Source organism: bacterium SCSIO 12741 (assembly GCA_024398055.1).
Taxonomy (GTDB): Bacteria; Bacteroidota; Bacteroidia; order Flavobacteriales_G; family Salibacteraceae; genus SCSIO-12741.
The window spans coordinates 52,063-73,179 of sequence record CP073749.1 but is presented as its reverse complement, the minus strand read 5'-3'; the positions used below and the strand labels follow the sequence as shown (position 1 = coordinate 73,179).

Sequence of the window (21,117 nt, the reverse complement as noted above, 5' to 3'; positions counted from 1 at the left end):
CCTGTACGTGGATCGAACTAGGAAAGTTCCAATTTTGGGAAAATTTTTTTTCACAAATTCCCCTCTTGGGTGTGTTTTCTTATCTGTGAACCCTTTTTGGGCTTTTGAGGATGGCTTTAAATAGCAATTGGATAGCTATTAATTGTGTTTCGGATCTACTGCTATGTCCCGGCTTTGTATTAGTTTGGAACCACCAAAACCATGAGCATGAAAAAGGGAATCGCCATCGTAATTGCCTGCCTCTTTGTAAACCTGACCTGGGCCCAGGATTTTGAGGTGCCGGAAGACTACTCGTTTTCGGATGAATCAGAGTACCAGGAATATGAAGACGATGTTTTGGATTGCATTCAATGGATGATAGAGACGCCACCTGATGTAGAGTTGCAAAAAAGGATGGATGCTCAAACGTTTTTCCTTAAATGGGTAACCGGAACCCCTACCATTACTTTGGAGCTTTCTGGAGATGGAGTAGAGTTGGCCTCCAAAAATTCAATGCTTCTATTTATATATATGGCTGGTTATGCCCGCTATGAAATAGAAAACGAGGACACCGATCCCAAGGAAGGAAACGAGATTGGCGTGAAAACGGTGCTGGACTATTACAAAGAACACGAAGAATATTTAAAAAGGGATAAGAAAATCGAAAAGCTGATCGAGGAATAGGTCCTGCTTTTCGAATTAGGTTTTTTTAGGAATCCGAAGCAGTTGAGAATTCAGTCGTTTGTATTAAATTAGTATGCATAATCAACTGGAGAAGTTCACGCTTCATTCCGATCAAATTTTATTATCATGATGCTTTTAGATTTATCCACCTGGTGGTCAGGTATGGGTACCTTTGAACAGGTATACTGGATCATCGCGTTACCTTCCACCTTAATTTTTCTTATTCTCCTGGTCCTCACCTTCGTAGGTGGTGATTTGGATGATGCCGGTGGCCCCGATGCAGATGTGGCTGGAGACGACGGCGTCGGATTTCAATTTTTTTCCCTCAAAAACGTAGTTGGGTTTTTCACCCTGTTTGCCTGGAGTGGACTGGCCTGTATTGACGCTGATCAATCGCAGTTAGTTACCCTGGTTGTGTCCATCATTTCCGGTTTTGTGATGATGACGGTTATGGCTTCCATCTTTTACTTTATGAGTAAGCTGACGGATAGTGGTACCCTCGACATGCGCAATGCTGTAAATGGCATCGGTGAAGTTTACCTGCCTATTAAAAAACAGCGGGGAGGATTCGGAAAAGTGCAGATTAATGTTCAGGGCGGACTGCGCACCCTGCAGGCCATGACCGACGACGGTGAAGATCTGCCTATGGGGACCGTAGTTCAAGTTCAGGACATTATCAACGATCAGATCCTGCTGGTTACAAAAAGTTCTAATTAAACAATTTTTAAAACCTAATTAATTATGGGAGATTTATTTGGTGTAGTAGGTATTGCGATAGCGATACTCTTTATCTTCATTCTCGTCGTTTCGATGCTGAGGCGCTACAAGCGCTGTCCATCCGATCGTATTCTTGTTGTATACGGTAAAGTTGGAGGAGGTGGTGGCCGATCCGCCAAGTGTATTCATGGTGGTGCCGCCTTTATTTTTCCGGTGTTTCAGGATTATGCTTTCCTGGACTTAACACCTACTTCTATTGAAGTGGACCTTACCGGGGCACTTAGTAAGCAAAATATCCGGGTGGATGTACCTTCTCGATTTACCGTGGGTATTTCTACCGAACCAGGAGTTATGACCAACGCTGCAGAGCGTCTGTTGGGATTGGCTCAGGATCAAATCCACGATTTGGCCAAGGACATCATCTTCGGTCAGCTTCGTTTGGTTGTAGCCACCATGGATATTGAAGAAATCAACAGCAACCGTGACAAGTTTTTGTCTAATGTAGCAGCTAACGTAGAGGCTGAATTGCAGAAGATTGGTCTTAAGCTGATCAACGTAAACGTAACCGATATCAAGGATGAGTCTGGTTATATCGAAGCACTTGGTAAGGAAGCTGCTGCCAAGGCGGTGAACGATGCCAAGAAAAGTGTGGCTGAGAAAAACCGGGACGGTTCCATTGGTGAGGCGAATGCGATGCAAGTGGAAAGAACTCAGGTTGCCGCTGCTGAGGCTAAGGCCAAAATTGGTGAGGCCGCTGCTGAACAGGACGAAAGAATCCAAGTGGCTTCTGCTGTAGCTCAGGCCAAAATTGGTGAGGCCGCTGCGGAGAAACAAGAGCGTATCGAAACTTCTGACGCCAATGCACGTGCCGTGGAAGGGGAGAACAAAGCCCAAATTGATATTGCAGAATCCGATGCCACCCGTAGGGAGGCTCAGGCAGAAGCTTCTCGTCGAGCCGTAGCTGCTGAGAAGGTAAAAGACGCAAAAGCCAAGGAAGAAGCCTATATGGCTGAAAAAGAGGCGGAAAGTGCTCGTGCCCAAAGGGATAAAGCTACTCAGGTTGCCAACGTGGTTGTTCCAGCCGAAGTGGATAAACAAAAAGTTGAAATTGATGCCGAAGCCGAAGCCGAGAAAATTCGCCGGAAAGCGAAAGGGGAGGCCGATGCGATCTTCATGAAAATGGAAGCCGAAGCGAAGGGTAACTTCGAGGTACTGAGCAAGCAGGCGGAAGGTTTCAAAATGTTGGTTAACGCCGCTGGCGAAAATACCGATAGCGCTGTTCTCTTTATGATTGCTGACAAATTACCTGAACTGGTTAAAATGCAATCTGAAGCGATTAAGAATATTAAAATCGATAAAGTTACCGTTTGGGATAGTGCCAACGGAGGCGGAGGTGATGGTAAAACCAATACGGCAAACTTCCTTTCAGGACTTTATCAATCTGTGCCGCCACTTCAGGATATGTTCCAAATGGCGGGAATGGATTTACCGGAATTCATCAAAGGAAAGGACAAGCCCGATGTTCAGATTCCCTTGAATCCCACAAAACCGAATACCCCTGATGCTGCGGATGACGCCGAAGTGGTAGAAGACTAAGCATCATGAATCCTCCCTGAAACTTACCTGCACTTAGTGGGGAAGCGGAAGGGAGGATTTTTTTTAACTTCCAACATTCAATCTCCAATCTTCAATCTCGAACTCAGAGCAAAGCAATCACCGCAGGTAATCTCCAATCTCACATCTCGCATCTCTCCCGATGGCCATCGGGGTCGAATCAAGATTGAAAATTCGAATGCGTCTCTCCTGACATTTCTCTTACATTCTGTTCAAAATATAGAAGACCTTCTATAACCAATCCAATTTTTAGGTAATTTCAGGCGCTCAAAATTGCGCTAAATGACAGGTTTTAAATTTCTTCAGGTTGTGCTGGTGACTTTGCTATGTTCAACAGTGACCTATGCACAACAGAACTATACACTTTCTTTTAAATCGTTGGAACTAACTCCAGAGGTTTCCTCCGATTTCAATAAGGATCTGGCTTCGTTGGACCGTTATCAGGGAAAGCGATATGGAATTATCCAGTTTTTGTCCATTCCTAACCAGGAGGTACAATTGACGCTTGAGCAACGAGGCATCCAGTTGTTGGAATACATGCCAAACCTGGCCTACTTTGTGGCCGTTGACGATCAGGCCATTGAGCAGGATTGGTCTGGTTTGGGAATTCGATCGGTTTTGGAACTTCCCTATGTAGCCAAATTGCAACCAGAGTTGGTTCAATTACCTTATCCAGAGCATGCCTTGGAAGACGGTTTGTTGATGATCAATATCAAACTTCATGAAGGCATCAATCCAGCCCATGTCGTGGCGAACATCGAATACCTCGCTGGATCGGTTGAAAAAGTAAACGAGAAAGCCGGATTGCTTAGAGCTTATTTGCCTCCTCAAAACCTGCGCAATTTGGGAGAGCTTGCTGCTATTCAATACATTGAGCCTATTGATGCTCCTGGCGAACCTGAAAACGATCGGGCAGCAGCCACGCACAGAGTATCAGCTTTGTCCCGCACCACCACCGGATTGTCCAAAGATCTAAATGGGGAAGGTATTCACGTCATGCTACAGGATGATGGAATCATCGGTCCGCACATCGATTACCAAGGACGGATTGGCATGCAATACGTCAATTTCAACACAGGTGATCACGGAGACCACACGGGTGGTACCATTATGGCAGCTGGTAACCTGAACCCAAAATACCAGGGAATGGCCCCGGCTTCGATTCTTTATGTATATGGAGCAGCAGGTCAAGGATACCCTGGATTTGACTCAGCGTATAGCCATTACAACAAACATGAGATTAGAATTACCTCTACTTCTTATTCCAATGGATGTAATGCCGGATATACCTCCCTTGCCCGAGAGTTGGATGTTCAAACCAATGACATGGAAGACCTTACTCACGTGTTTTCAGCTGGAAACAGTGGGACCTCGAATTGCGGTTACGGAGCCGGACAGTTTTGGGGTAATATCACCGGTGGGCACAAGGTGGCCAAAAACGTAATCACCGTTGGAAACCTAAATCACTTGGATCAGATCAATACTTCCAGTAGCCGTGGTCCAGCCGCTGATGGGCGAATTAAGCCTGATGTGACGGCGGTAGGAACGGATGTGATGTCCACCACCAATGATCACAACTATGTACGTAAAACAGGAACATCGATGTCTTGTCCTGGCGTTTCAGGAACCATGGCTGTTCTTTATCAAGCCTTTAAGGAGCATAACAGCAATCAGTATCCGGATGCGACCTTGATGAAAGGAATTTTGTGCAACACTGCCGATGACCTCGGTGAGAAGGGCGCTGACTTTGTTTATGGATTTGGTCGGGTAAATGCTCGTAAGGCCTACAAGGTGATCGAATCGAAGAATTATAAACTGGATTCACTTTCCAATGGCGACTCCATGAATATTACGGTTCAGGTTCCAGGAAATCAGCCTGGAAGTGTTCGCTTTATGTTGGTGTGGAACGATCCTCCAGGAGCGGTTGGATCTTCCAATCCTTTGGTTAATGACTTGGATATTCGTGTGTCTGAGCCATTAGGACAATCTCACCTTCCATTAGTACCGGATCACAATCCTGCTAATGTAGCTGACCCTGCTATTGAAAGAGTGGATCGCTTAAATAACATTGAACAAGTGGTTATCGATTCACCGCTTCCTGGTAATTATCAGGTGACCATCAAAGCGCATCAAATTCCAATGGGAAAACAATCTTTCTACCTCACCTGGTGGGTAGAGGAAGAAGCAGTAGTGCTTGAATACCCCGTTGGCGGCGAGAAATGGGTTCCTTCTGAATCTGAAACCATTCGCTGGTCGGCTCCCGATGGAAACGATCCATTTGATATTGAGTTGTCTTTGGATTCTGGAAATTCTTGGACGGTTTTGGCCAACGTGCCGCCGAATCAGCGTTATTACCAATGGACTGTGCCAAGTGGAATTACCAATACGGGTAAAGCCATTATTCGCATTATCAATGGCAACCTTGTTGATGAGAGTGAATTGTTTTCCATTATGCATGTTCCTACTGCTATGAGTGTTGAGCGTGCCTGTCCGGATACCTTGAAGCTACGATGGATTCCAACTCCAGGTGCTACTCATTATACGGTTTATCGTTTGGGAGCTAAATACATGGACTCAATTGCTACAACTACAAATCCTAATGTTTACATCACCAATAACTATCATCCCTATACCGAATACTGGTTTGCTGTGAGCGCCCACGGTCCTGATGATGCCGTGAGCCGCAGATCTGAAGCTATTCGCAAGGCGCCAGGATTGCTCAACTGTCAATTGGATGAAGACCTGGAATTGGTGGAATTTGTATCCAATCTTTCCACGGTACAAAGCTGTTCTCAAGGATCCGATTTAGAGGTGACTGTGAAAGTGAAGAATGCCGGTGGAGTGAATAGCTCGAACTTCGATCTCATTTTGGATGTGAATGGAAATGCGGTTACCGAAACCTTCAATTTACCGATTGCTCCAGGTACAGACGTGGATTACACCTTCACGCATAAACCTACGTTGAGTATTGGCCCCAATGACATTGAAGTAACTTTGGACTACAGTCCTGATCAAAATGTATTCAACGATACTCTCGATGCCAGCGTAGACATGATTTCAGGGGTAACCTACTCCGCTTGTCACCGTACAGATTTCGAGAATTTTACGAATTGCGGAACCGAATCAGATTGTGGTGCCGAGGTTTGTGACTTGATTGATGGTTGGTTGAATGAAGCCAACGATGTGGTTGACGATATAGACTGGCGGGTGAATAGCGGAACTACTCCTTCTAACAGTACAGGGCCCGTAGTTGATCACACAACGACATCTCCTTTAGGAAAATACTTGTACCTGGAAGCATCAGGTTGTTACGACCACGAAGCTCACCTCATTTCTCCATGTATTGATTTGTCCAATGCCTATGCACCTAAATTGTCCTTCTGGTACCATATGAATGGTAGCAACATGGGAACCCTTTCTGGTGATATTCTGGTAGATGGTGCCTGGGTAGAAGATATTTTTACCCCGCTTACTGGAAACAAGGGCGGAAGCTGGTTGAATCAAGAAGTTGATTTAAGTGCCTATGTAGGTAAAGTCATTCAAATTCGCTTGGTTGGAAGAACCGGAAACAACTTCCGCAGTGATATGGCCCTTGATGATATTAATTTCATTGATGCGCCATTGGCAGGATTTGAATGGAAACAGCAAAACGGTTTTACAGTGGACTTTACCGATACTTCCAAGGTAGCTAATAGCTGGTCTTGGGACTTTGGTGATGGAGGAACAGATACGGTTGCTAACCCCACTCACAACTATGGTCAGAATGGAATATTCCTGGTAAAGCTCAAAGTAGAGAATGAATGCGGTGTTGATTCTGTTCAACGTGGAATTCAGATTTTTGAAACCAGCGTGACTGAATGGGAAGGCAATGATGCCCTGAGCATTTACCCCGTTCCAATGGACCAGCAACTACATGTGGATTTGAGCGAATGGCCTGCTGAGGTTGGAACCATTCGTTTGGTGGATCCGCTCGGAAGAACGGTAGCGTCTTCTGAGGTGAATGGACAGTCTTTGGTCATTCTGCAGGTGGATCATTTACGAGCTGGAACTTATATACTTGAATTGGAATCTGAAGCTCAGGTGGTTCGACGTACACTCATTCACCGCTAATGGCTGTAGAAAAGGTTGTTGTATCTGAAAAATTAGGCCTTTTCTCCGACCATTGGAATCCGAGAATTGTCGCAGAGCTCAACGGTCAATTGGTAAAGTTGGCCAAGTTGAAAGGAGAGTTCATTTGGCATAAACACGATGCTGAAGATGAATTGTTCTACGTGATCAGTGGCCAGTTAAAAATCGAATTGAGGGATAAGACCTTGGTTTTAAATCCTGGTGAAATGGTTGTAATTCCCAGAGGAGTGGAGCACAAGCCGGTGGCCGATGAAGAAGTTTCGGTCATGCTGTTTGAACCTAAGGAAACATTGAACACCGGGGATACTGAAAGTGAATTAACCCAAAAGGAATTGGATCGCATTTAGAATTCGAGCTGCTTCACAGGTGCTGGCCAGATTTTATCAGATCGGCAGACATATTGGTTGATGTACCGGTAATCCTCAAAGGCTTTCATGGCCTCTTCGCGAGGAACGGCATCGGGTTCTGGAATAAGGCTTAGGTTCGATTGAATGCGGTATACCTCGTTGCCCCAAACCACTTGATTGCGATACACGAAATTGGGTAACTCCATGGCTTGGATATTCAGCGGAATAATCTGATTGGATTGGAAAGTGGGCACGGTGTCCAGGCCATTCCCCATCCAGGGCTGATTGCCTGGAAAAGAAAGACCATAATTCTCCTGAAGCAAGGCCTGAAGACTGGGCAATACGTCCAAATGAGAATGCAAGCCCGGAAAATGCCCCGTTCGCTTAAGATTTGGAGAATAGATCATGAGCGGAATGCGGTAATTCTTAAATGGCCCTTGATCCAATCCCAAGTCGATGGCATGATCACCGGTAATGATAAAGATCGTTTCCTCAAAATCCGGGCGGTGTTGATAGGCCTGCATAAATTGCCTCAATGCATCATCCGCAAACAGAATAGAGGCCAGAGGAGCATTCGGTATCTTGCTTACGCGTTCTCGATCGATGTTAGGTAATTGATCTATCCGCTTTTGTTGGAATTCTTGGTCGTAATAATGCTCTTCTACCAGGTTGAATGGGCTATGAATGCTCAGGGTCTGGTAAATGTTTAGGTAGGGTTTTGGACGGGCTGATTGGTCCATTTCAAGCAACGAAAATCGAAAGACATCTTTGTCGTTGTATCCCCAGACCATCTTGTTTCGGGAGCCATCATTTTTCAAGTAAACTTCCGGATCAAAATCTACATCACTGCTGTATTCATCAATACCCAAATGACGCAAATACACGCCAATATTGTCAAAGTCGATCCAGCCGCCATAGTAGAAATGCGTATGGTAGCCATTGTCTTTGAGCAGGGAAATAAGAGATAACTGATTCGGGTATCGTTGCCCACTGTCCAGCTCCACCTTCATGTTTACAAACCCACGCTCACCGATTCCAGCAGGGGAGGAGGCCAAAAGGGAAGGGAGGGCGCCATAAGACCGTTCTGCATTGGACAGAAAATTGGGCCAGTATAAACTTTCGTGCAACAGGCTATCGGTAAAAGGCATCAAGTTACCCACTTGGGTGGAGTCTCCAACAAATGAAGCGGAGAGACTTTCCGTAATGACCAGAACAATATTTGGCGGTTTATCGCCCTTCGGAAAGAAAGGGGCCAATACATTTTGGGTTGAACCTTGGTGAATCAATGGAAACTGCTGATCCACATAATGGAAATTGGGATTTTTGGATTGCCAGGCCGGAATGCGCTTGCTCAGTTCGAATGCCGAAAACTGATCCGGATCTTCTGTGGAATCTTTAAGACTCTTAAAAAAGTAGACCCATTTGGAATTACCTAACTGAAACTTCAAGGTGGAATCGAAGTACTTCAATTCCTTAAACTGATGACTGCGATTTCCCCAGGTTACAATGAGCGCTACGGCATAAAGGGCAAATCCGACCCGTTTAAGGGTTAGTGGGAGAGAGCCTTTGGGGAAGAAATATAACCCAATTGCCAACCCTAAAAAAAGAAGTAACCCGAGTGTTTCCGGAAGGCGGTTTAGGGAGAATTCGGCCAAAACAATTTTGAAGATCTCCTGTAGTTGAAACTCCAATACGCTTCCAGTTAGCAGCGTTTGAGAAATCAGAAAATAGATCGTGTCTACCAAAATCGCGAAAAAATAGAGTAGAGCACCGGTTCTTAGTAAGGCCTTTGCCCAGCTTGCTTGGAGGAAAGAGAGCAGAAGGAAACCGGGAAGGCACCACAAAGAGATCCAAATGGTGTGCAGCACATCAAAATTGATACTTCGGGAAAACAACACATCTAAGCCAATATCCATCTGGAAGTGAACAGTCCAAGCCAGGTATTCGACCACGCGAAGCAATACGAGCAGCAGTAGGGTGATTAAGATTACCCTCAAATATTCGGTGGCGTAGGCTTCCAGGCGGCGAATCATGAAGGCGTTTTAGGTGTCCTTAGCGAGTACAAAGAATCATTCCACTGCTGAATCCATCTAACGGCTTTGGAATCATCTGTTTGGATATAATCGGGTTGCAAACTCCACGCTTGATAGAGTGCCTCCCGGCCATTAGGCGTCCAAATCTGTACTTTCCACCCCGCTTTTCGGACGGCTTCAACTTTTTCAGGCGTCAATTCGGGATCGGAGAAGGAGTAGGACAAACCCTGATAACCTTTCTCCTGAATAATCTGTTTGGCCTTTTCCCAGTGGCCATAAGCCAGCAGGTAACAGGGAATGGAATCCGATCGGGAGCGAATCCGATCCAATACATCCTGGTAGTCTGTTTCTACCATCACAAAGGGAGTCATCTCATACCGATGAATGAGTTGGACCAATGAATCAGCTAAGCCTAATAAGTATTTCTGATCGGCATTTTGACCGGGAAAACACGCCTCGGAGAAATACCCTTTAACGTCCAGAGAAATAGATTGGAGAAGACCATATTTACGGTGGTAGTCAAAAATCGTATCTAAGGGAGCCAGGTATTTGTAGGCACGAACGCGGCTGGCCATTTGGCGAATTTCAAAATCTCCGGATTGAGGAATGCAAAGTTGGTTTGAGTCTTGATCTATCATTAAAGCATCGTGGTACATCCAGAGGGTTCCATCGGCACTCATCTGAATATCGACTTCCACTCCTTGATAGTGGTCCAATCCCATAATGACGGCTGGATAGCTGTTTTCGCAGATACTATCTTGTCCCATTACCCGACAACCGCTTCCACTGCCGCGATGGCCCAGAACGTGGGGTAAGGCCAATTCCTCCTGAGCTGGAGGTACTGAGGTACACGCCCCGAAAATGAATAGGGAAAGAATGAGGCTGTAGCGAAACACCATGGGATAAAACCGAATCTATCGCTTCATTACCTGATGACTCATTTGAGTGCCCAAATCGCCTTCTATGCGTAGGATGTATACTCCTGGATCCAAATCAAAGGTGAAGAAGGAAAACTCACTAACGCCTGTTTTGGCCTGTTGCTTTAATAGATGACGAACCAATTTGCCCTGCGCATCGTAAATCGAGAACTGTAGAACCTCAGGACGATCTAATTCGATGCGGGCTTTAAACTGGTGATCAACCGGATTAGGGAAAACCAATGCTGTTTGTTTCTTAGCTGTTTCTTGTACCGAAAGGAAGGGATCATCCGGGTCAGCCGGCGTGCTTACATGCGATACCCAGATTGAACTTTCGTTATTGGTTTTAGCAAAATAGCCTGCCAACCAAGCTGACTTGGGACGATTAAAATCACGTTGCATTCCGAAGTAGTCCCCCATCGTTCAGAAGTTCCGTTAATCACATCCACATAACCTTCGCCGTCAATGACGCGTTTCACTTCCGAGTAGTTTCCTTTACCATCGTAATAAACCACTGCATTTCCTGCAAAATGGTTCGGACTGGAATGGTCAAAACCAATCAAAGCACTTTGGTTACTGGCATTGATTCCGGAGTAGGTGATATTGGGGAATCCAAGATCAAGGCTATCGTCTCCAATAATTTCCAGGGAAACGTCGATTGGACCATTCAGGTTTTTGATAATACCATGGTAGATGCCACATCGACCCGAAGTGGAATCGAGTGTGTTTCCAACAAACTGAATTTCTCCATTGTGCAAAAATCCTCCCAATACCCGTGCGTCATTGGTAAACAAGGGTTGAGCTCCAGTGGCCTGACGAGCTGCCGGTGGAGTGTGGTAACGGGCATTGGCCTTACCTGGGCGAACCACCAAAGTTGCATTTCCACTGGCTTTGGTATCCGTCACTTCGATCAGAAAGATGGAATCGTTGGAATAGCTCAGGGTATCTCCAAAGTCAACCGGAATACTTCGGTTTGAAATAAAGTACATATTCGGTCCAGCGGGCCCAGATCCGTTTTTAATCGGGCGGAAGTAACGAAGAGGTTTACCATTGTAGTTAATCTCATCCCACAAATCCAGCGTCAAAGTTGCATCGCCGCGGTAGCCTGATTTCTTATCGATCTGCCAAATCAGGGTACTTCTAAAACCGTGAATCCAGCTTTGGCCGTCTTCCAATAGGTTTACGGTGTAAAACAGTTCGTCTTTGGTAATGGCAATTTGGGGGTAGTCTGACCAGAAATTGGTATCCAAGGGATTTCCGTCAATTTCATAAAGGTTCCAGGGATCAGTAGGGTTGGTGGAAGTGGAAAAGCCAAGAATCGTTTTGCTGTCTTGTGGAGTACGACCACTCAGATACATCAGGATAAAGCGCTTTTCAATCGGATCGTACAGGATCTTAGGATCGAAAGGAGCACTGGTGGAAAGTGTATCAGCAAACTGCGCAAATGAAATAGCATTGAAAAAGGGATTGGGCTTGTACATGGCCGTATCCGCATTCATGTCGTGGGCGTAAATCAAGGTATTCCAGGAGGTCAGCAGATATCCATCTTCAGATAAAGCCAGGGTATTGTCATTTGGTCTTCCACCAGCATGGTAAGTCGTGCCATTGGTCGGGTGTTCCCAAGTCAATCCGAAGCCATCCAAAATTTGAGGCGAATCCGCCGATTGTGTTCCTCTCACAGCCGTGTTTCTTTCCTGGATCGGAAAGTCTGCGGTTACCTGCTCTTTTACGCGGGCCAGAAAATCGTGGTAACCTTCTCCTCCCGGTTTGGGTGCCTCCAGACTTTGAAGTCTTGGAGCAAAAGAAGTTTTCACCGATGTGGGCTCAAAAGACCGGATGAATTTGGCTTCATAGGTCTGTTTTCTAAAAGAAGTTTGCGCCATTAATCCTGAACCCATAATAAGGGTTAGTAGCAGTAGATGAATGCCTTTCGGCAAGTTTGAAGAACTGTTCATGTCACAAACTTACAAGAATTGAAGGCAAAATCTTTTTTAAATTGATTCGGAGGTCTTTTATCATCGGGAAAATTTCTCTTAATTTGGAAGGAACAACACCCATAATAACCGTAGGAAATGAACATCTGCTTTATCATGTATCCCTGGGAACAGGCTGATGACAGAGACTCGACTGTAAAAATGGTTCATGAAGCTGCCTTGCGTAAGCACACGGTGGCCATTACCACTCCCGGAGCTCTAACTATTCGTAATTCGGTAACGTCGGCTTTTTGCCAGGTCGTTATCAAGGCGGATAAGGTGGCCAGTAAAACTTCAGCCTTTTTTAAGAAGGTGAGGTTTAGGGATCAATTGTTACCCCTTGCTGGATTCGATATCATCTTTATGCGTGCCAATCCTCCGATTGACAACATAGCACTTAATTTCCTGGATTCGGTTAGAAATGATGTGTTCATTGTGAACGATATTCAAGGGCTGAGAGAGGCCAATAACAAATTGTATACGGCTGCCTTTGATGATCCAAACAACGAGATCATTCCGGTTACTCATGTATCCAAAAACAAAACGTACCTCAAGAAGGTGATTCAGGAGTCCAAATCAGAACGGATGATCATGAAGCCGCTCAATGGTATGGGAGGAAGTGGAGTAATTGTTATTGAAAAGAATGCGACACAGAATATCAATTCCCTACTGGACTTCTACATCGCTGGTAAGGATGGCGAGAAGAGTTATGTAATTATCCAGGAATTTGTAGAAGGGGCCGAGCAAGGTGACGTGCGTGTTCTTATGCTCAATGGAAAGCCCATGGGAGCTTTTCGCCGTGTTCCCGCAAAAGATGATATCCGCTCCAATTTGTCGGCGGGTGGCCGTATGGAAAAACACCATTTGACCAGGCAAGAGAAAAAGGTTTGTGAGATTATCGGTCCTAAGCTGGTAGCCGATGGATTGTATTTTGTAGGTCTTGATATTATCAATGGAAAACTGATCGAAGTAAATGTGTGCAGTCCTGGCGGTGTAGTAGCCATCAGTAACTTGAATCGCACTAATATTGCAGCCAAAATTTTGGACTTTGCTGAAGGGGTTGTTGTGAACAAGGAAGAAGCCCTAAAACGCAAAGCCATGTTCAGGCAAACGGTAGACAATGCTTAGGTTATCAGTTGATGAGATCATCCAAAAAATAGAAAGTGGCCAAACCTTTGAGGCCATTTCTCAAGACCGCTCCTTCCGAATAAAAATTGAAAAGTACGTTCCCTTTCTATGTGCCGCTATTCACAATGGCCATGGATTGAGACCGGAATTAGAAGAAATAAGTGCCCTTAGCGAATACGAAAGATGGTATGAGGAAGATCCCTATACCATTGATTTTGTCCGTTCCTTCCCGATGACCATCGAAGGCATGGATTCGCGCTACGAATACGATTTGAATCGGGGGCCAGAAGGCGCCGTTTTTGAAGAAGCCTGGGGCAAACAAGTTTGGACCCGCTCACTTTCAGATCAGGAAAAACAACAGAGTTTAGATAAACATGCCGCTTTTTACCAGGTAATTGACGCGTTGTGCGCAGCCATGATGGATCGTTTTTCCGGTGGTTTGGTTTACGACATTCACTCCTACAACTACAAACGCCACGATCGGGAAACACCTGTTTTCAATATCGGAAGCGAACGGGTAGACCAGCACAAGTTTGGTGCTCAGGTTGAAAAATGGAGAGACGAGCTGAGCAAAATCAAATTGCCGAATACCCACAACCTGACCCAGATCAACGGAATCTTCTACGGCAGAGGATATCTACTGGAGCATGTCTCCAAGAGATTTGAGGATATTTTGGTGCTCGCCACTGAGGTCAAGAAAGTGTATTGCGATGAACTTACCGGGGAGAGTTTCCCAAAAGTGATCGAAGCCCTGCACCAGGGATTTAAGCGAGCTATTCTTAACCACACCTCTCAGTTTTCCAAGAAGAAGACCACGTACCGAATCAAGAAGAAATCGGAGCTGTTGAGTGGAACCCTTTCAGAGACCATCTCTAAAATTGACCGCCTTCTGTATCGAACGGTACGCGATTTTGAATTGTTGGAATTCGTCAACCCGGTAAATCTGGAACAGGAAAGAAGGCGTTTTTATGCTTCCAACTACCAGCGGATTCCTCAGTTTCATTACAAACAGATTCACCTCGATACCTGGCGACTGAAGCGTACCTTGTCTCAATTGCCCATTGAGGATATTCGTGATATTTCTATCCAAAACCTGTACAAGGAAGTAGCTCAGGCTTACATGGACAAAATTGATATGCTGTCCACTTTGGGTACTTCCAAGTTTAAGTTTAACTCCCTTCGCTATTTTGGAGAGCCTTCGGCCAAGGATATTGACAATGCCCGCTATTTGCTGTACTGCCCGGATTTTCAAACGGTAGAAGAAAATGCCGACTTGGATGTGGAAGACGCTTCAGACCTATTTCGGTCTTTGGGTAACGAGTATGGGTTCGAATTTAAGATTAAGGTAAGCGATCGGGTAGTTTCACCAGCAACGGTATTGAATGCTCGAAAAACGGTTGTTTTGAAGAAAGGCGCGCAGTTTAGCCAGCGTTCTCTACAGGCTTTAGGAAATCATGAAATAGGGGTGCACATGGTAACCACTATGAATTCCAATATTCAACCCCTTAAAATATTTAATGTAGGCTTGCCGAGAAATACCATGACGCAGGAAGGATTGGCTGTGCTTAGCGAATTGCTTTCGGGAAGTATGGGAATGACTCGGTTATGGGAATTGGCTCATCGGGTTTTTGCAGTAAAGTCGGTGGTCGATGGAGCATCCTTTGTGGAAACGTTCAAGATGCTGCACGAAGATTTTCAATTGGATCGGGACCGGGCGTTTAACCTGAGTACTCGTGTTCACCGTGGAGGCGGATTTACTAAAGAGCATTTGTATCTGGAAGGTTTCCGTCGGGTGCTTAAGCGGTACAAAGCGGGGGTAAAGTTGGATAACCTGCTGATCGGGAAGACTTCTTTGGAATTTCACGATACGATTAATGAGATGATTGAGCGGAAGATTTTGTCAAAACCTCATTATGTAACCAAGCCTTTCAATGATCCGGTAGACATTCATCCGAATCTTTCTTACGTGTTATCCGGCTTGAAGTAAAAAAGAGAAAAGAAAACGCCCGATTTAAAACCGAGCGCCTTCTTTCCATTCAAAATAACACATCTTACTGTGGAGGGAGTAGTACTCCGTCGATCACGTGGATCACTCCATTCGTGGCATCGATCGTTGCCAAAATTTTATTTCCATTAGCGAATACATCTTCGCCTTCTCGGGTAATCTTTACGTTGCCTCCTTGCGCCATGTAGAGGTCCATTCCATCCTTGAGCAGGTCACCTTTATAGGTTCCAGGCGCTGCATGGTAGTGGATGACGGAAATGAGGCTGGATTTGTTTTCCGGCAAAAGCAGGTTGTCAACCGTTCCATCTGGCAGTGCATCAAATGCTGCGTTAACTGGAGCAAACACTGTGAGCGGTCCATTGTTGGCTAAAACATCTACCAATCCTGCTGCTTGAACAGCGGCTACCAGAGTAGTATGGTCCTGAGATCCTACCGCGATCTGTACAATGTTTTGCTGGGATACTTCGTCAGATACAAAAGCCTGACCTTTGACTTCCTTAGGTTCTTCGGTTTGGGTTGATACACTGGCTTGGCTAACCGGAGCGCTATCATTCGTGCAGCTACTGAGCAGAACGATGCTGATAACGAAAAGCCCGATTTCTGCTAATTTCCATCTGTACATCATTTCTGTTTTTTTAATGGGTGAATTTCAAAGGTGCGACATATCCCAGCGATATTCTATGAGTCTTGATAGCCTAAATTGTGATAAATGTCACCTGATATTCAGAGGTTTACGAGGTGTGTAAAAACAAAAAGCGCCTGTCGGGAACATACAGGCGCTCTCTTGACTTGCGTTTTCCTGGCGGAAAACTTGCAGGGTTGACCCAAGCGATTAAGATCAGAAATTTCAACCACTTGGTTCGCATCACGTTTAAGAATATCAAAGATGCAAAGGGGTATATTGGACAGCTATGAGATGGTGCAGGGCCAAATATGATTTTTATCAGCTTTAGCTCCATTTTTCCCCGAATCACCCTTACTGTGGTGTCATCATTAAACCTTACTTTTGACCGCCTTGCTTCAAGCCCTCATACAGCCGGCTTGAAGGGGTTCCAGAACAAATTTTACTACACATGTCAGACGATAAGAAGATAATATTCAGCATGATCGGAATTTCTAAGGTAATTCCGCCTCAGCGTCAGATTTTGAAAAACATTCACCTCTCCTTTTTCTACGGAGCGAAAATTGGAATTATTGGATTGAACGGATCCGGTAAGTCAACCTTGATGAAAATCATCGCGGGAGTAGAGAAATCCTTTCAGGGAGATATTCATTTCTCTCCAGGCTACTCGGTGGGTTACCTGGCTCAGGAACCTGAAATGGATGCGGATAAAACCGTGATCGAAGTGGTAAAAGAGGGTGTTCAGGAAGTAGTAGATGTACTCAAAGAATACGAAGAAGTAAACAACGCTTTTATGGATCCTGCCGTAATGGAAGATCCGGATAAAATGCAAAAGCTGATCGATCGCCAGGGAGAATTGAATGACCTGATTGAACAGCACAACGCCTGGGAATTGGACAACAAGCTGGAAGTGGCCATGGATGCTCTTCGCTGTCCGGATTCTGATGCCAAGGTTGCTCACCTATCTGGTGGGGAAAGACGTCGGGTGGCTCTATGTCGCCTGTTGCTGCAAGAACCGGATATCCTATTACTGGATGAGCCTACCAACCACTTGGATGCTGAGTCCATTTGGTGGTTAGAGCAGCACTTGCAACAGTATAAGGGTACGGTAATCGCGATTACTCACGACCGTTACTTCCTGGATAATGTAGCTGGATGGATTCTCGAACTCGACCGAGGTGAGGGGATTCCCTGGAAAGGAAACTACTCCAGTTGGTTGGATCAAAAAGCCAAGCGATTGGCTCAGGAAGAAAAGCAGGAAAGTAAACGCCGTAAAACCCTGGAACGAGAGTTGGAATGGGTGAAGATGGCTCCGAAAGCACGTCAAACGAAATCGAAGGCTCGTATCTCTAACTACGAGAAAATGTTGGCCGACGAAGGCAAGGATAAATTGGAAAACCTGGAGATCTACATTCCACCTGGACCACGTTTGGGATCTGAGGTTATTGAAGCTGTTGAGGTTTCCAAAGGATTTGACGATCGTCTGTTGTACGAAGACCTGAATTTTAAACTACCACCAAACGGTATTGTAGGAATCATTGGTCCAAACGGTGTAGGTAAAACCACACTTTTCCGCATGATTATGGGATTGGAAGAGCCGAACAGTGGAAGCTTTAATGTGGGAGACACCGTTAAGGTGGCCTACGTAGATCAAACCCACGCGGACATCGATCAGAACAAAACAGTATACGAAGTGATTTCCGGTGGCAACGAATGGTTGGAAATCGGATCGCATAAAATCAACTCTCGGGCTTACGTCAACAAATTCAACTTTGGTGGTGGCGATCAGCAGAAGAAGGTGAACATCCTTTCGGGTGGAGAGCGTAACCGTCTACACCTGGCTATGACCTTGAAAATGGAGGCCAACGTGCTGTTGCTCGATGAGCCTACCAATGATATTGATGTAAACACCCTCCGTGCTTTGGAAGAAGCGTTGGAGAACTTTGCCGGATGTGCCGTGGTTATTTCGCACGACCGCTGGTTCCTCGACCGGATTTGTACGCACATCCTGGCCTTTGAAGGCGATTCTCAGGTGAAGTACTTTGAAGGATCCTTCTCCGAATACGAAGAGAACAAACGCAAACGATTGGGTGACATTACCCCGAAAAGATTGAAGTACAAAAAATTGGTTAGAGACTAAACCATGGCCAAACAACGACTAAATACCCCGAAAGGGACCCGCGATTTTTTACCCCTCCAGGCAAGCCGGAGAAATTACCTATTCGATACCATTCGATCGGTATTTCATACTTACGGATTTGCTCCCATCGAAACTCCTGCCATGGAGTTGACCGAAACGCTGATGGGAAAGTACGGTGAAGAAGGGGATCGCTTGATTTTCAAAATCATGCCGCGTGGTGAGAAATTGAAAAATGCCGGATCGGATATCCGCTCCGAGGAAGCGTTGCGTTACGACTTAACCGTACCCTTTGCACGTATGGTTGCACAGCACCGCAATGAATTGAGTTTTCCTTTTAAGCGTTACCAGATTCAACCGGTATGGCGTGCGGATCGACCTCAAGCTGGAAGGTACCGAGAATTCTATCAATGTGATATTGATATGATCGGTTCGGAGAGTTTGCTCAATGAGGTGGAGTTGATTCAGGTGATCAATGAAGTGTTTTCCCGTTTGAAATTACCGGAAGTGACCATCAAGTTGAACAACCGGAAAATTCTTCAGGGAATCGCCGATATTCTCGGTCAGAGTGACAACATGATGACCATCACCATTGCTTTGGACAAATTGGATAAAGTAGGTCGCGAAGGAGTAGAGAAGGAGTTACGTGAAAAAGGAATTCCTGATGAGGCCATTCAAAAGTTGGAAACGGTTTTCAACCTTCCACAGGATGGAGCTGAAGCCTTAGATGCATTGAATGACCTATTTGCCGATTCAGAAATGGGGCAAAAGGGAGTAGAAGAGTTACGCTTTTTGATCGACTACGTACAAAATCTGGATCTTAAAGGAGTACAATTTGACGCTACTTTGGCCAGAGGATTGAACTACTATACCGGAGCCATTTTCGAAGTAACTCACCCCGATTTTAACTCCAGTATTTGTGGTGGTGGACGATACGACAACCTAACCGGGATTTTTGATCCCAAATTGGTTCTATCCGGAGTAGGTGTTTCCTTTGGCGCTGATCGCATTTACGATTTGCTTTTGAAAAAGGAACTCTTTCCAGCTGATCTGGATTCTACCACAGATGTGCTCTTCGTCAACTTTGGGGAGGCAGAGGCGGCTCAATGTATGAAGTGGGCCACAGAGTTAAGGCAGGCGGGAATTCGTACCGAAATTTATCCGGATAGCGCTAAGATGCGCAAACAGATGAAATATGCCAACGACAAGCAAGTACCTTACGTCGTTTTGGTAGGGGAGCAGGAAATGGAAAATGGACTGCTAACCGTAAAAGATATGAAGGCGGGGACCCAGGATTCGGTATCCGTTCAAGATTTAATAGCAAGATTACAATCCAAATAAGAGCTTATACATGAAGGTTCATCATTTGATCTCCTCAGAACGACTAACCCTAACCACGATTCGTGACATCATTCAATCGGAGCGACTATTGCATTTAAGTGATTCCGCCCGTGACAAAATTGTAGCCTGTCGCGAATACCTGGATCGTAAAATGGATACCCAGGAAGAGCCGATTTACGGAATCAATACCGGATTCGGATCTCTGTACAACCATTCGATTTCTCGGGAAGACCTCAGCCAGTTGCAGAAAAACCTGGTCATGTCTCATGCCTGTGGAACCGGTGATCAGGTAGATCCTGAGGTAGTCAAATTGATGTTGCTCTTGAAAATTCAAGGTCTTTCTTACGGCCACAGCGGGGTTCAATTGATCACCGTAGAGCGATTAATTGATTTCTACAACCACAATGTGCTACCCGTAGTTTTCGAGCAAGGGTCCTTAGGTGCTTCTGGAGATTTAGCCCCTCTGGCTCATTTGGCTTTGCCACTTCTCGGTTTAGGAGAGGTAACCTTCGAAGGAAAGATTCAACCAGCAGCTGATGTTTTGGAAAGTATTGGCTGGGAACCCATTGAGCTACAATCTAAAGAAGGGTTGGCCTTGCTAAATGGAACTCAGTTTATGAGTGCCTTGGCCGTTTGGAACTTATTGAAGGCAACCGAACTATCTGAAAAGGCAGATAAGATTGCAGCCCTGTCTTTAGATGCGTTTGACGGTAGACCCGAGCCTTTTGATCCGAGTTTGCACCACATTCGCAATCACCAGGGACAAATTGAAACAGCCACCCGTATCCGAGATTACCTGATTGGAAGTGAAATTATTGAGCAGAGCAAAACCCATGTTCAGGATCCTTATTCCTTCCGCTGTGTCCCCCAGGTTCACGGGGCGAGCAAAGACGCTTTGAAGTATATCCTGTCTGTGGTTGAAAATGAAATTAACGCGGTTACCGACAACCCTACCATTTTTCCAGAAGAGGATAAGATCATCTCCGGTGGAAACTTTCATGGACAGCCCTTAGCCTTGGTACTTGATCAAATGAGTATTGCCTGTGCGGAATTGGCCTCTATTTCGGAGAGAAGGGTATATAAAATGATTTCAGGTCAACGTGGTTTGCCGGCCTTCTTGGTGGCTGAGCCAGGTTTGAATTCTGGTTTTATGATTCCTCAGTACACCGCTGCATCCATTGTAAGCCAAAATAAGCAGCTTTGTACGCCTTCATCCGTCGATACCATCGATTCATCCAATGGACAGGAAGATCACGTATCTATGGGCGCCAATGCAGCTACCAAGTGTCAGCGGGTGGTAAAAAACCTTCAGCGGGTGTTGGGAATTGAATTACTGAATGCAGCTCAGGCCTTGGAGTTTAGAAGGCCGTTGAAAAGTTCTCCGGAATTGGAGGAATGGGTGAGTGTATACAGACAGACGGTGCCCTTCGTTGAAAAGGACACCGAGCTGCATGTATTGATCAAAAAATCGATTGCCTTTCTCGACTAATTC

15 protein-coding genes are annotated in these 21,117 nt (G+C 45.5%); 10 read left to right on the top strand and 5 right to left on the bottom strand.

Annotated elements, in window-relative coordinates; genetic code table 11:
* Positions 1–207 precede the first annotated feature (207 nt).
* From KFE98_00285 to KFE98_00265, 5 genes are all read left to right on the top strand, one after another.
* A complete protein-coding gene (locus tag KFE98_00285) occupies positions 208–663 on the top strand; it encodes a hypothetical protein (protein UTW62630.1) in 456 nt (151 codons plus the stop codon).
* Between the two features lie 129 nt (positions 664–792).
* The gene (locus KFE98_00280; protein ID UTW64605.1) at positions 793–1,380 is read left to right on the top strand and encodes a hypothetical protein; all 588 of its coding nucleotides are present in this window, start codon (positions 793–795) and stop codon (positions 1,378–1,380) included.
* A gap of 24 nt (positions 1,381–1,404) precedes the next feature.
* A complete protein-coding gene (locus tag KFE98_00275; protein ID UTW62629.1) occupies positions 1,405–2,976 on the top strand; it encodes a flotillin family protein in 1,572 nt (523 codons plus the stop codon).
* A gap of 300 nt (positions 2,977–3,276) precedes the next feature.
* The gene (locus KFE98_00270) at positions 3,277–7,104 is read left to right on the top strand and encodes a S8 family serine peptidase (GenBank protein UTW62628.1); all 3,828 of its coding nucleotides are present in this window, start codon (positions 3,277–3,279) and stop codon (positions 7,102–7,104) included.
* Positions 7,104–7,469, top strand: coding sequence for a cupin domain-containing protein (locus KFE98_00265; protein UTW62627.1), 366 nt, complete (start codon positions 7,104–7,106; stop codon positions 7,467–7,469). The genes KFE98_00270 and KFE98_00265 overlap by 1 nt, the downstream gene beginning before the upstream one ends.
* Here the strand turns inward: KFE98_00265 and KFE98_00260 are convergent.
* The 4 genes from KFE98_00260 to KFE98_00245 are packed head-to-tail and all read right to left on the bottom strand — an operon-like array spanning position 7,466 to position 12,374.
* Positions 7,466–9,502 carry an LTA synthase family protein gene (locus KFE98_00260; protein UTW62626.1) on the bottom strand — a complete coding sequence of 679 codons (2,037 nt, stop codon included), beginning with the start codon at positions 9,500–9,502 and terminating at the stop codon, positions 7,466–7,468. The two genes, KFE98_00265 and KFE98_00260, sit on opposite strands and share 4 nt — an antisense overlap.
* A complete protein-coding gene (locus KFE98_00255) occupies positions 9,499–10,401 on the bottom strand; it encodes a glycerophosphodiester phosphodiesterase (GenBank protein UTW62625.1) in 903 nt (300 codons plus the stop codon). Before KFE98_00255 ends, KFE98_00260 begins: the two co-directional genes overlap by 4 nt.
* A gap of 15 nt (positions 10,402–10,416) precedes the next feature.
* Positions 10,417–10,785 (bottom strand): T9SS type A sorting domain-containing protein, encoded by a 369-nt coding sequence (locus tag KFE98_00250; protein ID UTW62624.1) that lies wholly within the window; start codon positions 10,783–10,785, stop codon positions 10,417–10,419.
* Positions 10,728–12,374, bottom strand: a complete 1,647-nt coding sequence (locus KFE98_00245; protein UTW62623.1) for a hypothetical protein — start codon at positions 12,372–12,374, stop codon at positions 10,728–10,730. Before KFE98_00245 ends, KFE98_00250 begins: the two co-directional genes overlap by 58 nt.
* A gap of 117 nt (positions 12,375–12,491) precedes the next feature.
* On the opposite strand from KFE98_00245, the gene gshB reads away from it, so the two are divergent.
* Together gshB and KFE98_00235 are read left to right on the top strand one after the other, a co-directional pair.
* Positions 12,492–13,520 (top strand): glutathione synthase, encoded by a 1,029-nt coding sequence (gene gshB / locus KFE98_00240; GenBank protein UTW62622.1) that lies wholly within the window; start codon positions 12,492–12,494, stop codon positions 13,518–13,520.
* Positions 13,513–15,507 carry a flavohemoglobin expression-modulating QEGLA motif protein gene (locus KFE98_00235; GenBank protein ID UTW62621.1) on the top strand — a complete coding sequence of 665 codons (1,995 nt, stop codon included), beginning with the start codon at positions 13,513–13,515 and terminating at the stop codon, positions 15,505–15,507. The genes gshB and KFE98_00235 overlap by 8 nt, the downstream gene beginning before the upstream one ends.
* Before the next feature lie 64 nt (positions 15,508–15,571).
* Here the strand turns inward: KFE98_00235 and KFE98_00230 are convergent, their stop codons facing one another.
* Positions 15,572–16,147, bottom strand: coding sequence for a fasciclin domain-containing protein (locus KFE98_00230; GenBank protein ID UTW64604.1), 576 nt, complete (start codon positions 16,145–16,147; stop codon positions 15,572–15,574).
* 451 nt (positions 16,148–16,598) lie between these two features.
* On the opposite strand from KFE98_00230, the gene ettA reads away from it, so the two are divergent.
* The 3 genes from ettA to hutH are packed head-to-tail and all read left to right on the top strand — an operon-like array spanning position 16,599 to position 21,114.
* Entirely contained in the window at positions 16,599–18,287 is a 1,689-nt protein-coding gene (gene ettA, locus KFE98_00225; GenBank protein ID UTW62620.1) for an energy-dependent translational throttle protein EttA, read from the top strand.
* A 3-nt stretch (positions 18,288–18,290) separates the two neighbouring features.
* Positions 18,291–19,625 (top strand): histidine--tRNA ligase, encoded by a 1,335-nt coding sequence (locus KFE98_00220; protein ID UTW62619.1) that lies wholly within the window; start codon positions 18,291–18,293, stop codon positions 19,623–19,625.
* Positions 19,626–19,635: 10 nt separating this feature from the next.
* On the top strand, positions 19,636–21,114 hold the full coding sequence (hutH, locus tag KFE98_00215) for a histidine ammonia-lyase (protein ID UTW62618.1): 1,479 nt from the start codon (positions 19,636–19,638) through the stop codon (positions 21,112–21,114).
* Positions 21,115–21,117: the final 3 nt, after the last annotated feature.